General features: G+C 58.7%; 17 protein-coding genes. All 17 read left to right on the top strand.

Features of this window, described 5'->3' with window-relative positions:
- The first annotated feature begins 47 nt into the window (after positions 1-47).
- The 17 genes from rpoE to Q7L05_RS08710 all read left to right on the top strand — a co-directional run bounded on the left by rpoE (position 48) and on the right by Q7L05_RS08710 (position 13,602).
- Positions 48-626 carry an RNA polymerase sigma factor RpoE gene (gene rpoE, locus Q7L05_RS08790; protein WP_303904983.1) on the top strand — a complete coding sequence of 193 codons (579 nt, stop codon included), beginning with the start codon at positions 48-50 and terminating at the stop codon, positions 624-626.
- A 45-nt stretch (positions 627-671) separates the two neighbouring features.
- A complete protein-coding gene (locus Q7L05_RS08785) occupies positions 672-1,187 on the top strand; it encodes a sigma-E factor negative regulatory protein (RefSeq protein WP_303904980.1) in 516 nt (171 codons plus the stop codon).
- A gap of 5 nt (positions 1,188-1,192) precedes the next feature.
- Positions 1,193-2,158 (top strand): MucB/RseB C-terminal domain-containing protein, encoded by a 966-nt coding sequence (locus tag Q7L05_RS08780; RefSeq protein ID WP_303904977.1) that lies wholly within the window; start codon positions 1,193-1,195, stop codon positions 2,156-2,158.
- Entirely contained in the window at positions 2,155-2,637 is a 483-nt protein-coding gene (locus Q7L05_RS08775; RefSeq protein ID WP_303904973.1) for a SoxR reducing system RseC family protein, read from the top strand. Before Q7L05_RS08780 ends, Q7L05_RS08775 begins: the two co-directional genes overlap by 4 nt.
- A gap of 13 nt (positions 2,638-2,650) precedes the next feature.
- Positions 2,651-4,084, top strand: a complete 1,434-nt coding sequence (locus tag Q7L05_RS08770; protein ID WP_303904971.1) for a DegQ family serine endoprotease — start codon at positions 2,651-2,653, stop codon at positions 4,082-4,084.
- The gene (locus Q7L05_RS08765) at positions 4,084-4,332 is read left to right on the top strand and encodes a glutaredoxin family protein (protein WP_303904968.1); all 249 of its coding nucleotides are present in this window, start codon (positions 4,084-4,086) and stop codon (positions 4,330-4,332) included. The genes Q7L05_RS08770 and Q7L05_RS08765 overlap by 1 nt, the downstream gene beginning before the upstream one ends.
- A gap of 158 nt (positions 4,333-4,490) precedes the next feature.
- A complete protein-coding gene (gene lepA / locus Q7L05_RS08760) occupies positions 4,491-6,296 on the top strand; it encodes a translation elongation factor 4 (RefSeq protein WP_303904966.1) in 1,806 nt (601 codons plus the stop codon).
- A complete protein-coding gene (gene lepB, locus Q7L05_RS08755) occupies positions 6,293-7,123 on the top strand; it encodes a signal peptidase I (protein WP_303904964.1) in 831 nt (276 codons plus the stop codon). Before lepA ends, lepB begins: the two co-directional genes overlap by 4 nt.
- Before the next feature lie 163 nt (positions 7,124-7,286).
- On the top strand, positions 7,287-7,667 hold the full coding sequence (locus Q7L05_RS08750) for a DUF4845 domain-containing protein (RefSeq protein WP_303904961.1): 381 nt from the start codon (positions 7,287-7,289) through the stop codon (positions 7,665-7,667).
- Positions 7,664-8,341, top strand: a complete 678-nt coding sequence (gene rnc / locus Q7L05_RS08745) for a ribonuclease III (protein WP_303904959.1) — start codon at positions 7,664-7,666, stop codon at positions 8,339-8,341. Before Q7L05_RS08750 ends, rnc begins: the two co-directional genes overlap by 4 nt.
- On the top strand, positions 8,334-9,236 hold the full coding sequence (gene era / locus Q7L05_RS08740; RefSeq protein WP_303904957.1) for a GTPase Era: 903 nt from the start codon (positions 8,334-8,336) through the stop codon (positions 9,234-9,236). The genes rnc and era overlap by 8 nt, the downstream gene beginning before the upstream one ends.
- Complete coding sequence (recO, locus tag Q7L05_RS08735; RefSeq protein ID WP_303904954.1) at positions 9,226-9,966, top strand: DNA repair protein RecO; 741 nt, start codon at positions 9,226-9,228, stop codon at positions 9,964-9,966. Before era ends, recO begins: the two co-directional genes overlap by 11 nt.
- Positions 9,967-9,971: 5 nt before the next feature.
- Positions 9,972-10,736 carry a pyridoxine 5'-phosphate synthase gene (pdxJ, locus tag Q7L05_RS08730; protein WP_303904951.1) on the top strand — a complete coding sequence of 255 codons (765 nt, stop codon included), beginning with the start codon at positions 9,972-9,974 and terminating at the stop codon, positions 10,734-10,736.
- The gene (gene acpS / locus Q7L05_RS08725) at positions 10,733-11,113 is read left to right on the top strand and encodes a holo-ACP synthase (protein ID WP_303904948.1); all 381 of its coding nucleotides are present in this window, start codon (positions 10,733-10,735) and stop codon (positions 11,111-11,113) included. Before pdxJ ends, acpS begins: the two co-directional genes overlap by 4 nt.
- A gap of 34 nt (positions 11,114-11,147) precedes the next feature.
- The gene (locus tag Q7L05_RS08720; RefSeq protein ID WP_303904945.1) at positions 11,148-11,816 is read left to right on the top strand and encodes a TVP38/TMEM64 family protein; all 669 of its coding nucleotides are present in this window, start codon (positions 11,148-11,150) and stop codon (positions 11,814-11,816) included.
- 90 nt (positions 11,817-11,906) lie between these two features.
- The gene (locus Q7L05_RS08715; protein ID WP_303904941.1) at positions 11,907-12,317 is read left to right on the top strand and encodes a hypothetical protein; all 411 of its coding nucleotides are present in this window, start codon (positions 11,907-11,909) and stop codon (positions 12,315-12,317) included.
- Positions 12,318-12,471: 154 nt separating this feature from the next.
- Positions 12,472-13,602, top strand: coding sequence for an NAD(P)/FAD-dependent oxidoreductase (locus Q7L05_RS08710; RefSeq protein WP_303904938.1), 1,131 nt, complete (start codon positions 12,472-12,474; stop codon positions 13,600-13,602).
- Positions 13,603-14,108 lie beyond the last annotated feature (506 nt).

The raw sequence follows: 14,108 nt of genomic DNA, 5'->3' as shown, positions 1-14,108 counted from the left end.
AACATAAACCTGCCAGGGAATGGCCTGCACACAATGGGGTTACCCTGATGGGTCGGCAGAACGTCGATCAGGAGCTGGTCGAGAGGGTGCAGCGCGGCGATAAGCAGGCGTTTGATGTTCTGGTGCGTAAATACCAGTATAAAATCGTCAAACTCATCTCTCGTTATATTCGCGACCAGAGTGAAGTTCTTGATGTGACTCAGGAATCCTTTGTGAAGGCCTACCGGGCTCTCGACAAGTTTCGGGGTGACAGCGCTTTTTATACCTGGCTTTACCGGATAGCGATCAATACCGCAAAGAATTATCTGGTTGCCCAGGGTCGTCGTCCTCCCGATACGGATATTGATGCAAGTGAAGCGGAACAATTCGAAGGTCATTTCAATCTTAAAGAGAGCGATTCGCCGGAAAGACTTGCCCTAAGAGACGAATTGGAGCGTACAGTCTATGAAGCGATCGATGAATTACCCGAAGATCTGCGCTCGGCTATTACCTTGAGGGAAATGGAAGGGTTGAGTTATGAAGAGATCGCTCAGGCCATGTCGTGTCCGATTGGTACTGTTCGGTCACGTATCTTTCGAGCCAGGGAAGCGATTGACAGGAAGTTGCGACCGCTGCTTGAACCGTAAGTAAAGCGGTACGGCCTGAGTCTACCGGTTTTGGGGGGTTACCTGATGCAAGAGAGTGCGAGTGAAAGGATATCGGCGCTTGCCGATGGTGAGTTGGATAAACCCGGGGTACGCCGCGCCCTCGAAGAGCTGCGCGGGCGCGAGCAACTCGAAGCCTGGGAACGTTACCATCTCATCAGCGACACGCTGAGAGGCCATCTTCCATCGCCGTATCCGAAAGGAATGGCTGATCGGGTCAGGAGTCAGATTGACCAGGAGTCGGCCTTTAATCTCCGCCCCCGCCCGGGTTTTCGCCCCATCGGGAATTACTGGCGACAGGCGACCGGTATGGCCATCGCCGCGTCGGTGACCGCAGCGGCTATCCTCGGTGTCCAGACACTGAACCGAACACCCGAAGCAGGCGAGCAGAAGCAAGTGGCTCACGCCTCGGCCGGGGTCCAGACACCACCAGCTCCGCTCGACGCCGGCCTTGACGACTATCTCATTGAGCACAGCGAATTCTCGGCTTCGCCAGGCATGCACGGTATGCTCCCTTACGTCCGCATTGTCAGCCATCGGTAAATACAATGGCGATACCCAAAACGATCACGGCGGTTCTGCTTTTCTCTTTTTTAACTCCGCTTTTTGCTCTCGAGCCACAGGACCCCGTTGCCTGGTTGGAGCGTATGTCGCGCTCGGCACAGGAACTCGACTATGAAGGGGTGTTCGTCTACCGGTCGGGGAACCAGCCGTTGCAGACCCTGCGGATTATCCACAGTGGAGAAAAGGGGAAAGAGCGTCTCATTGCCTTGAGCGGCCCGCCCCGAGAGGTGATGCGGGAAGGTGATCGGGTGGCCTGTCTGCTCCCCGGGCAAGCCGCGCTATTTATCGATTCGGCCGGAGAGCGGGGCACACTACCGCTGAAATTGCCCTCGCATTTCCGGGCACTGCGGCGCTTCTATGAAATCGCTTTCGATGGTGAGGAGCGCGTTGCGGACCTGAATACTCGCAAGGTGAAGATACGCCCGAAAGACCAATTCCGCTATGGCCACAATTATTGGATCGCGGGAGATTCGGGGCTGCTGCTGCGGGCCGAACTTCTTGCTGAAAACGAAAGAGTCATCGAAGAGGTGGTCTTTACTTCGGTCGAGGTCCATGAGCAAATCCCGCCGCGGATGTTGGAGTCGGAGACCGTCGGGGCGCGGTCGGACTGGCAGGAGCTCGATAAGACCGGTGAGCAGGTAGAGAATAGTAGCTGGAAGGTGGAGGACGCCCCTCCCGGATTCGAGAAGACGGTACACCGGCGAAGGTCGGCCGACGAAGACGCTTCCTCTGTCGAGCACCTGGTGTTTAGTGACGGATTGGCTTCGGTTTCGGTCTTCATCCAACCGACGGATGAGAATCGCAGCCCGGCGGAAATGCGTCGAGGACCATTGAATGCACGAATGGAGATGGTTGATCATCATCGTGTTACGGTGGTCGGCGAAGTACCGGCGGCAACGGCGGAGCGTATCGTGCACGGGGTGAGCCCCGTCCGGCAGGAGTCGCGATGATCGAGGAAACCGGCGTAGTGGCTGAGCTGGAAGCTACCTACGCCTGGGTCGAAACCGAACGCCGGAGCAGCTGCGGTGGCTGTTCGGTGAAGGGCTGCGGGACCGGTACCCTGGCGCAGGTGCTAGGTGCCAGACGGCAACGGGTCCGGGTGGAGAATACTATCGGCGCTGAAGTCGGTGATACCGTCATATTAGGGCTGCGGGAGGATGCGCTGCTGCGCGGTTCGTTGGCTGTCTATATTGTTCCGCTGCTGGCCATGATGGCGGCAGCGTTGTTCGGAGAGGCCCTGGCGCCCCAGTGGGGGGGAGATAATACCGACGCCTGGGCTATTGCTTTGGGCCTCCTCGGTTTCGGTGGGGGCCTGCTTTGGTTACGGGGCTTCAGTCATCGCGCCGCCGGTCAGAAACGCTATCAGGCCGTGGCGGTACGAGTCTCCGCTAAAGCACCTGTATCACCCGTCAATTTCGTAAAAAGATAACATCGGAGTCACGATGAGAAATCGATCGACCGTGCGTTTCCTAACCTGGGTTACGACCTTTGCCTTCTTGCTGACTGCAGGCGGCGCTGTGGCCGCCGAATTGCCCGTCTTTACGGAATTGGTGGCGGACAACGGGCCCGCGGTAGTCAACATCAGTACTACCCAAAAGGGGAAAAAACCGGCCTTGCCGCCCGGGATGGAGATGCCGGACCTGCCCGGCATGCCGGAAGGGCCCTGGAGCGACCTCTTCAGGCACTTTTTCGACGAGGAGCGCGGTTATCCGGAGCGGGAGTTCGAAGCCCGTTCCCTGGGATCGGGCTTCATTATCGATAGCGGCGGTCACATCATCACCAACAACCATGTGGTCGAAGGCGCTGATGAAATTATCGTGCGCCTCAATGACCGTCGGGAGCTGGTTGCCGAGGTGGTGGGTTCGGACCCGCGCAGTGACATCGCCTTGCTGAAGGTGGATGCCAAGGATCTGCCGGTGGTTGAGCTTGGTTCGGCGGATGAACTGAAAGTGGGTGAATGGGTCATGGCCATCGGTTCGCCGTTCGGGTTCGACCACTCGGTCTCTGTCGGTGTGGTCAGCGCAATGGGCCGCAGTCTGCCGTCCGAAAGCTATGTGCCGTTCATTCAGACGGATGTGGCCATCAATCCGGGTAACTCGGGCGGCCCCCTGTTCAACGTCGACGGTAAGGTGGTGGGTGTGAATTCACAGATCTACAGCCGTACCGGCGGCTTCATGGGGCTCTCGTTCGCTATTCCCATCGAAGTGGCGATGAACGTAGTGGAGCAGATCAAGGAGCATGGGCAGGTGACTCGCGGCTGGCTGGGCGTTCTCATCCAGGATGTGACACGGGACCTGGCAGAATCCTTCGATATGGAACGCCCCGTGGGCGCGCTGGTGGCCAAGGTGCTGGAGGATTCACCGGCGGAAAAAGCCGGTTTCCAGCCCGGGGATGTCGTTCTCGAGTTTGATGGAGAGCGTTTGGAGCGGTCATCGGATCTGCCGCCATTGGTCGGGAGTATCCGTGTCGGCGACAGGATAACGGCAAAGGTCCTGCGCGATGGTCGTGAACGCGAACTCAATGTCACTATCGGGGAGCTTCCTGCCGAAGGGGCGTTAAAGCCAACGGCATCCGAAGGGCGAGTGCAAACGGACAAACTGGGCCTGAGTGTGGTCGAACCGACACCCGAACAGCGGGAACGGCTCTCGCTGGCGGAAGGAAAGGGCGTCCTGGTGGAATCGGTGCAGGCGGGTGCTGCCCGCGACGCGGGCATCCGTCGGGGCGATGTTATCGTCCGCATCGGCGGAGACGAGGTGACGGACCCCGGACAGTTCAGGCAACTGGTGAAGGAAGTGCCCGCCGGAAAATCCGTCCCGGTCCTGGTGCAGCGGAATGGCGGAGCGTTGTTCCTGGCCCTGCGAGTCCCGGAGGAGTAGTGAGCAACAGCGTTACACTGACGGCCTACTTACGTAGCGGCTGTTCACTGTGTGAGGCGATGGTGTACGAACTGACCCCGTTGCAACAGCGTTATGGGTTCCGGATCGAGGCGGTCGATATCGATGCCTCGCCGGAACTCGTAACCCGCTACGGAGAACGGGTGCCGGTACTCGCGGGGCCCGATGGCGAGCTCTGTCACTATTTCCTCGACGCCGACGTGCTGCACCGCTATTTCTCAGCCCGTTGATTCCCTGATAGAATTGAAGGTTGGCGGGACCTGCCCCGTTTCCCCACTTGATGTGGGCAGGACCCGTCCCCGGCGAGGCCGGATAGCAAGGTTTACTGGGGCGCCCACGGGCGCTTTTTTGTTTTATGATGAGCGGATTCGACCGCGAAGCTGAGATTGTGACCGACCTCCAACATATTCGAAATTTCTCCATCATCGCCCATATCGACCACGGCAAATCGACCATCGCAGACCGGTTTATACAGGTCTGCGGGGGATTGACCAGCCGGGAAATGGCCGAACAGGTCCTGGACTCGATGGATCTGGAACGGGAGCGGGGCATCACCATCAAGGCCCAGAGTGTTTCTCTCGTTTACAAGGCCGAAAACGGCGAGGATTACCTCCTCAATTTCATCGATACCCCGGGTCATGTGGATTTCTCCTACGAAGTCTCGCGCTCCCTGGCCGCCTGCGAGGGCGCGCTGCTGGTGGTGGATGCCTCTCAGGGCGTCGAGGCCCAGACCGTGGGCAACTGCTACACCGCTATCGAACAGGGGCTCGAGGTGGTTCCGGTGCTCAACAAAATCGACCTGCCGGCCGCCGATGCCACCCGGGTAGTGGATGAGATCGAGGAGATTATCGGGATCGAGGCGCATGACGCCGTATTGGTCAGTGCCAAAACCGGGCAGGGTATCGACGAACTGCTCGAACAGCTCGTTGCCCGTGTACCGCCGCCTCAGGGCAAGCTCGATGCGCCGCTGCAGGCGCTGATCATCGATTCCTGGTTTGACAACTACCTGGGGGTCGTATCGCTGGTACGCGTGGTCCAGGGAAGCCTGAAAAAGAAGCAGAAGATCACCGTTATGGCGACCGGCCGCAGCCATCAGGTGGACCGGGTCGGGATCTTTACGCCCAAGATGAAGGATACCGGTGAACTCAGCGTCGGAGAGGTCGGCTTTGTGGTCGCCGGTATCAAGGAGATCGACGGGGCTCCGGTGGGCGACACCCTAACCTCGACCGATCGACCGGCCGAGGGGCGACTCCCCGGGTTCCAGGAGGTCAAGCCACGGGTGTTTGCGGGCCTGTTTCCGATCAATGCGGATAGTTATGAAGATCTACGCGACGCCCTCGGTAAGCTGCGTCTCAACGACTCGGCGCTCTTCTATGAGCCGGAGACCTCTCAGGCCCTGGGATTCGGATTCCGTTGCGGTTTTCTTGGCATGCTGCACATGGAGATTATCCAGGAACGACTCGAGCGCGAGTATTACCTGGACCTGATTACGACTGCGCCGACGGTGATCTATGAGGTGCTTAAAAAGTCCGGTGAGACGACCTACGTGGATAATCCCGCGGAACTGCCGGAATCCAATCTTATCGAAGAGATCCGTGAACCGGTGATCGAGGCCAACATTCTGGTACCACAGGAATACATTGGTGCAGTGATCAACCTCTGCGTCGAAAAGCGTGGTGTCCAGAAGAACATGCAGTACGTGGGCAAGCAGATCTCGCTGACTTATGAATTGCCGCTAAACGAGGTGGTGCTCGATTTCTTCGATCGGCTGAAATCCTCCAGCCGCGGATTCGCTTCGTTCGAGTATCAGTTCAAACGCTTCCAGATGGCTGAGCTGGTTAAACTGGATGTTCTGATCAACGGCGAGCGGGTGGACGCGTTGGCCCTCATTGTACATCGCGACCAGGCCCAGGCGCGCGGACGTGAATTAGCGGAAACCATGCGTGAACTGATCCCGCGGCAGATGTTTGATGTGGCCATTCAGGCCGCAATCGGCAATCACATCATCGCCCGCACCACAGTCAAGGCGCTGCGCAAGAATGTGACAGCGAAATGCTACGGCGGCGATATCTCACGCAAACGCAAGCTTCTGGAGAAACAGAAAGCAGGCAAAAAGCGGATGAAACAGGTCGGCTCGGTAGAAATCCCTCAAGAGGCCTTCTTTGCCGTGCTGCATGTAGGAAAGGATAAATGAATATTGATTTTCCCACCATTCTGGTAGTTGCTACTCTGGTCACCGGTCTTCTCTGGGCCCTGGACGCACTGCTACTGGCACCGAAGCGGCGGGAACGCGTCGCGACTTTGGAGTCCGCCGGTCAGGTCCTTGACGCCAATACCCGCGAAAAAATGGAGCGGGAGCCGGTACTGATCGAATATGCCCGCTCCTTCTTTCCCATCATCCTGCTAGTACTGGTGGTGCGCTCTTTTGTGGTGGAACCGTTTCGCATCCCCTCCGGTTCGATGATGCCGACGCTGGAGGTCGGTGATTTCATCCTGGTGAACAAATTCACCTATGGATTGCGGCTGCCGGTACTGCACAGTGAGATTATCGATTTCGGCGAGCCGGAGCGGGGCGATATCATCGTCTTCCGCTACCCGGAAAATCCCCGCATCGACTACATCAAGCGGGTGGTGGGGGTGCCGGGTGACGAGGTGGTGTACCGCGACAAAGTCCTTTACATTAACGGCGAGCAAGCCGAACAGACGCCTCTGGGAACCTATAATGGCAATGGCGGCGGTGCCGTGATGACGGGTGCCAGCGAGCGGATGGAGGTGTTGCCCGGAGCCGAGCACCGGATTCTGGTGTGGCCGGGCCGTCAGGATCGGGACTTTGCTTTTAGTGTCCCCGAAAACGAATACTTCGTCATGGGCGATAACCGCGATAACAGCCGGGATAGTCGATTCTGGGGGACGGTTCCAAACCGTAATGTGGTCGGCAAGGCCTTTTTCGTCTGGATGAATTGGGATTCGGGAGCGGACGGCATCGTCGCCTGGGATCGGATCGGCACTCAGATTGACTGATAGCTTGGGAGAACAACGATGCGGGTTAGTGTACGGTTTCATGTCAAATGGCGCTTTCAGCCGCTCGCCCGGAGGGAGCCCCCCAAAAGCGCCTTGCGCTTGACAAGGGATGACCATTGCCTGCGCGCTGTGCTTGTCCTGACGCTTTTGGGGGACTCTGAAAATGCCATTTAGCACGAAACAGCACACTCGCCAGCAGGGGATTACCCTGATCAGCTGGATCGTGATTCTGGGTGTCATTGCCTTTTTGACAATGATGGTCTTGAAGCTTTTTCCGATATACATAGAACATATGGCAGTGAACTCCTCTCTGGAGAGCCTGGCCAGTGAAGGCGAGCCCATGGGGCCAACGGAAATACGCAGCAAGCTCGTGAAACGCTTCAATATCAACGATGTGAAGAGTGTGAATCGCAAGAACATCACCATTGAACGTGGCAAAGGCGTTTACCAGGTCGGAATCGTCTATGAGGTCCGCACACCGTTCATATCGAATATCGATTTTGTGGTTTCGTTCGATGATCACGCGGAGGTGAGGGCACCTTGAGGGGCGACCTGGAACGACTGAGTCGGCGTTTTGGGCATACATTCGGTGATCAACGGTTGCTGGAAGCGGCCCTGACTCATCGCAGTGCGGGCAGTGCAAACAATGAACGTCTGGAATTCCTGGGCGATGCCATTCTGAGTTTTGTCATCTCCGCCGAACTCTACGAGCGCTTCGCCAAGGCGGACGAGGGTACGCTGAGCCGACTTCGGGCGGCTCTGGTCAAGGGAGAGACGCTGGCTCGCCTGGCCATCACGCTGGACTTGGGAGAGCACTTGCGACTCGGTCCTGGCGAACTCAAAAGCGGCGGATTTCGACGTGAATCGATATTGGCCGATGGCCTTGAGGCACTAATTGGTGCCGTCTATATGGATGCCGGTATTGAAGCCGCCCGTGCACGCATCCTGTCACTATTCGAAGAAGAGTTGGAGAACGTTTCGCCGTCGGAAGTGCTCAAAGATCCCAAGACGCGTCTTCAGGAGCTTCTGCAGTCCCGACATGAACCGCTCCCCAGCTATTCCGTTGTCTCGGTAGAGGGTGAGGCCCATGAACAGACGTTTGTGGTCGGCTGTCGCATCTCCGGGCTGGACGAACTGGTGAAAGGAACAGGGGGCAGCCGACGCAAGGCCGAGCAAGCGGCGGCAAAGGCCGCTCTGGAGCAACTGCAAAATGGTTGAAGTGGCGCGTAGTGGATTCGTGGCGATCGTCGGCCGCCCCAATGTGGGCAAGTCGACGCTGATGAACCACATCCTCGGCCAGAAAATCAGCATTACCTCCCATAAACCACAGACTACCCGTCACCGGATCCTCGGTATCAAGAGCGAAGGCGACCTGCAGGTGATCTATGTGGATACGCCGGGTCTGCATCTGCAGGCGAAAAAAGCGGTCAATCGCTATATGAATCGGGCGGCCAGCTCGGCATTGAGTGATGTCGATCTGATTCTGTTCGTACTTGAGGCGGGGCGCTGGACCGATGAGGATCAGAATGTCCTGGACCGATTGAAAAACAGTCAGGTGCCAGTCGTGGCGGTGGTCAACAAGATCGACCGGCTGAACGACAAGAATGAACTGCTGCCGTATCTGGCGCGACTGAGCGAACGTTACGCGTTCGAGGCGGTGATGCCGCTTTCGGCCCTGAAAGGGGACAATATCGGTGCCCTTGAGGAGACCGTGGCCCAGCGCATCCCGGAGGGGCCCGCGCTGTTCCCCGCCGATCAGGTAACTGATCGCAGCGAGCGCTTTCTGGCCGCCGAGCTGGTTCGCGAGAAACTGATGCGCAATCTTGGCAAGGAGCTCCCCTACGCGCTGACCGTGGAGATCGAACAATTTCGTGAGGAGGAGCCGGAGCGGCTGCACATCAATGCCCTGATCTGGGTTGAGCGCGACAGCCAGAAACGCATCGTTATCGGCAAGGGTGGCCGGGTTCTGAAGGAAGTCGGTCGGCAGGCACGGCTGGACATGGAGCGCCTGTTCGGTCAACGCGTATTTCTGGAGCTTTGGGTCAAGGTCAAGGAAGGCTGGTCCGATAGCGAGCGCGCCCTGCGTAATTTCGGCTACCGGGATGAATACTGAGAGACGAATTTCTCTCGAACCCGGATTTGTTCTCCATCGCACACCCTATCGCGACACAAGCCTCTTGCTCGAGGCCTTTACGGCTGAACACGGTCGGGTGGGACTGGTGGCAAAAGGTGCCCGTCGGCCCCGTTCTGCACTCAAGGGGCTACTACAGCCCTTTCAGCCGCTGCTGCTATCCTGGGCCGGAAGGGGGGAGCTGCGCACCCTGACCGGTGCCGAGCCGGCAGAGCGGCCGGCATTTCTCGCCGGTCCCGCGTTGGCGAGCGGTTTCTACCTCAATGAAATGCTGCTGCGGCTAGTAGCACGGCATGACCCCCAACCCGATCTTTACCCCGTCTACGCCCGTACCTTATCGACGTTGACGAAGAGTTCCGATATGGAGTGGGCACTGCGCCTTTTTGAGCGTGACCTGCTGCTGTGTCTCGGATATGGACTGCTACTGGGGGATGAAGCGGATGGTGGTGGCGCCGTACAATCGGAAGGCCATTATTGGTACCATCTGGAGCGTGGCCCGGTTCCCGAACAGGGAGGCGGCGGTATCCCGGTGCGGGGCGAAACCCTTCTGGCGCTGGCGAAAGGGCAACCTCCGAATCAACAAGGACGGGCCGAGGCCAAGCAGCTGATGCGGGCTGCTCTTCGACTCTATCTGGGCGACAAGCCCCTCGCCAGCCGGGCCCTTTTCCGGCAATTTGCGGGTAGTAAACGACCACAACCATCAGGAGAGTAACGCAAGTGGGCGAGATTCAGGAGATCCTCCTCGGCGTCAATATCGATCACGTTGCGACGCTGCGCCAGGCGCGCGGAACCCGGTACCCGGACCCGATACAGGCAGCCATCGAGGCGGAGCAGGCCGGTGCCGATGGAATCACGCTTCACCTGCGCGAAGACCGCCGTCATATCCAGGATCGCGATGTGGAGATCCTGGCGGGAATCCTCCAGACCCGCATGAACCTGGAGATGGCGGTGACGGATGAGATGCTTCGGATAGCTGAGCGCATCGCGCCTTCGGATTGCTGCCTGGTACCGGAGCGGCGCGAAGAGCTCACCACCGAAGGAGGCCTGGATGTCGCCGGCCAGTTGCCGCGTATGCGCGCGGCGTGTAAACGGCTGGCCGAAGCCGGCGTTCGCGTGTCGCTCTTCATCGATGCCGATCCGCGACAGATCGATGCAGCAGCGGAAGTGGCAGCGCCCGTTATCGAGATCCATACGGGTCATTTCGCCGATGCGAAAGATGCCGCACAGAGCGCGGCGGAGTTGGCCCGCATCGAAGCGGCCGTCGCTCGGGGCCGGGTTATGGGTATGCAGGTGAATGCCGGTCACGGTCTGCACTACCATAACGTCGCAAGCATTGCTCGAATCCCCGCCATCCAGGAGCTCAACATCGGCCACGCGATCATTGCCCGCGCACTGTTCAGCGGTCTGCAGGATTCGGTCCGTGAGATGAAGCGGCTGATGGTCGAGGCCCGTACCCGGACCCTGCTGCGAAGCGGCCGATGATTATCGGCATAGGCACGGATATCGTTGATGTCGAGCGTATTCGCGTCAGCATGGAACGCCACGGGGAGCGCTTTGCCGGGCGCATTCTGGATGAGCGTGAACTGGAGATCTACCGACGCGCGGGCAATCCCGCCGCCTTTCTGGCCAAGCGTTTTGCAGCCAAGGAAGCAGCGGCCAAGGCCTTTGGGACAGGCTTTCGCAACGGCTTGAGTCTGCGACAGATCGGCATTTCCAACAACGAACTGGGCCGGCCCGAACTCACCTTTTCGGGACGAGCCCGTGAGTTGCTTGCCGAGCAGGGCGTGACTCACACGTTTATCTCGCTTTCCGACGGACGCGAACAGGCGATCGCCTTCGTAACGTTTGCCCGCCAGTAGTCTTTGAACACCTGCATCTTTAGGGGTAAAAACAGTGGCGGTAAAACATTTCGGACGCGTCCTGATGATTGTATTGCTGGGACTCGGCATCGTCCTGGCTCTGTCCAATCGCGACCAGTTCGAGGGTAAGGTACTGGAGGAATGGGTGCGGAGCGCCGGGTTCTGGGCGCCGCTGCTGTTCGTTGCCATCTTTGCGCTCGCGGTGGTGTTCTTTGTGCCATCGACCTTGATGATGCTGGCCGGCGGGGCACTCTTCGGGCCCTACTGGGGCATGCTTTACAACCTTGCCGGAGCCACTACGGGGGCCGTTCTGGCGTTTGTCGCGGCACGCCACATCGCCGCTGACCGGGTACGACGACAGGCCCATGGGCGGCTTCGGCAGGTGATTCGCGGCGCTGAAACGGAAGGCTGGCGATTTGTGGCCTTCATGCGGTTGGTGCCCGTGGTTCCCTTTGCCCTGCTTAATTACGCATTTGGTCTGACCCAAATCCCTCTTGCCAGCTACACGATGACCACCTTTGCATTTTTGGGACCCGGCGCCTTCGCCTATGCCTATCTGGGATTCGCCGGGCGCGAGGTCGTGGAGGGGGATGCGGCTCCCCCTGAACTCTTGTTGGCATTCGTCATTTTGGGGCTGATAACACTCCTGGCTTTTGTGGCTCGCCGACGCCATCGCCTGCGAAAACGTCTGCAGGAACGTTAAAAGGCGTCGCTTGCATGGCATGTGACAACAGCGTTTTGGCACAATGGTTCATCGCCTCAACCGCCTCAACCGCCGTAAGCGGGGTAACGCATGCTTGAATATATGTTTTTTGATGAGCGGGTCAGGGAGCGATTCGGAGAGTTTCTGAAGAGCAAAGGCGTGGAGTACTGTTTCTCCGACGAGATGGGGCTGGTCGTCTTGGTCCCGGAAGACCTGCCCGAAGAGCTCGACGAGGCAATCGACAAGCAGTATGAAAAGCTGTTGCAGGAGACAGCCGAACTGCTCGAAGACGAGGTCATCGAACACAGCGCCGCGGGCGTCCGCGTTCAGTTATCGGATGGTACGCCGTGCCAAGTCCGGATCGATCCCGATCTGTTTGCGCGCATGCTCGGCTGTATCACCCTGGAAGAGTTGCGTGACCTGGTTCAGGACATCGCCCTGGGTGTGGAAAATCCTGATGACAGGCCCATTTGTCACACGCCTGACGGAAAGAAAAATTGATTGCAAAACTCACGCCCCTGCTCACGCCCCTCACCTACATCCATGTAGGCGAAGGCGCAAAGAAAGCAGGGTGATGTCGGAGACCTCGGCAGCACAACCAAGCGTCCTTTGGTGAATAGATTTCGCGGTTCAGCAGTTAATTGGGAGAAAGAGGATGAGTCAGCGGATAACAGTGGTAGGAACGGGCTTTGCTGCGGTAACCGCGGTGGAGCGTCTGCGTGCCCTGGATAAGCAAGCGGAGATCACGATTATCGCTCCGCGACCCGAATTCGTCTTCCTGCCCAGTTTGATCTGGATTCCCTCGGGGCAGCGCAAACCCGAGGATTTGGTGGTTCCGTTGCAATCCTTTTTCCGACGCCACAATGTGCGTTTCCATGCTGGTACGGTGACGGGTCTGACCGACAACGGGCGGCGGGTTCTCACCGACAACGGCGAGGTGGAAAACGATGCCCTGCTGGTCGCCTCCGGCGGCCGCTTCATGAAGAAACTCCCGGGCATCGAGCACGCCATCACCCCGTGTGAAGGTGTTTCCGCTGCGGTACAGATCCGTGACCGGCTGAAGTCCATGGAGGGCGGCACGATCGCCATCGGTTTCGGCGGCAATCCGAAGGAGCCCTCGGCCATGCGCGGGGGGCCCATGTTCGAGTTCCTGTTCGGTATCGACACGCTGTTGCGCAAGCAGGGGCGGCGGGACATGTTCAAACTGGTGTTCTTCAGCCCGGCACCGGAACCCGGCAAACGGCTGGGTCCGAAGGCGGTCAAGGGATTGCTGGATGAAATGGCAAAACGGGGCATCGACACCCACCTCGGTCACAAGATGAAAGCCTTTGAGGCGGACCGGGTGATCACCGAGGGCGGCGAATTCAGTGCCGATCTGATCTTGTTCATGCCCGGCATGACCGGCAACCAGTGGTTCGACAACACCGAACTCGCCCGCTCCGAAGGTGGTCTGCTAAAGGCCGACGCCCAGTGCCGGGTGGAGGGCAGCGAGCGGGTCTATGTGGCCGGTGACAGCGGTTCGTTTCCAGGACCCGAATGGATGCCCAAACAGGCGCACATGGCCGATCTACAGGCGGACGCCGCGGCCGCTAATCTGATGGCGGAGCTCAATGGACGGGAACCGAGTGAAACCTTCAAGGTTGAACTGATGTGCATCGTCGACAGCGTGGACAAGGGGATGCTGGTAATGCGCAACACCAGCCGCGGCGTGGTCCTGCCTGCCAGCCGTTTCTGGCACTGGTCGAAGATGGCCTTCGAAAAGTGGTATCTGCGCAAGTTCCGTTGACTGGGAGCCTTCGATACAAGCGTTGTTCTACTCCGGAGACGGCGCATTTGGGTGTGCCATATGCGATGGTTGGTGCACTCTGAAATTCTGCCGGCTTTGCGGGAATGGGGTGGCCTGTCAGAATGCGCCCTACGGGGCCGCGTAGGGTGCATTCTGCAAAGGCACCGGTTCGGTGAGTATCGGAGACGGCGCATTTGGGTGTGCCATGTGTGATGGTTGGTGCACTCTGAAAATCTTTCGGCTTTGCGGGAAGGGGGGCTTATCAGAATGCGCCCTACGGGGCCGCGTAGGGTGCATTCTTCAAATGCACCGGTTCGGTGAGTATCGGAGACGGCGCATTTGGGTGTGCCATGTGTGATGGTTGGTGCCCCTCTGAAAATCTTTCGGCTTTGTGGGAAGGGGGCTTATCAGAATGCGCCCTACGGGGCCGTGTAGGGTGCATTCTGCAAAGGCACCGGTTCGGTGAGTATCGGAGACGGCGCATTTGGGTGTGCCATGTGTGATGG

The sequence above is a fragment of the Thiohalomonas denitrificans genome, assembly GCF_016841685.1.
In the GTDB taxonomy this organism is placed as follows: domain Bacteria; phylum Pseudomonadota; class Gammaproteobacteria; order Thiohalomonadales; family Thiohalomonadaceae; genus Thiohalomonas; species Thiohalomonas denitrificans_A.
Note: the sequence above shows the minus strand (reverse complement) of the source record. Positions and strands in the feature narration are given on the sequence as shown.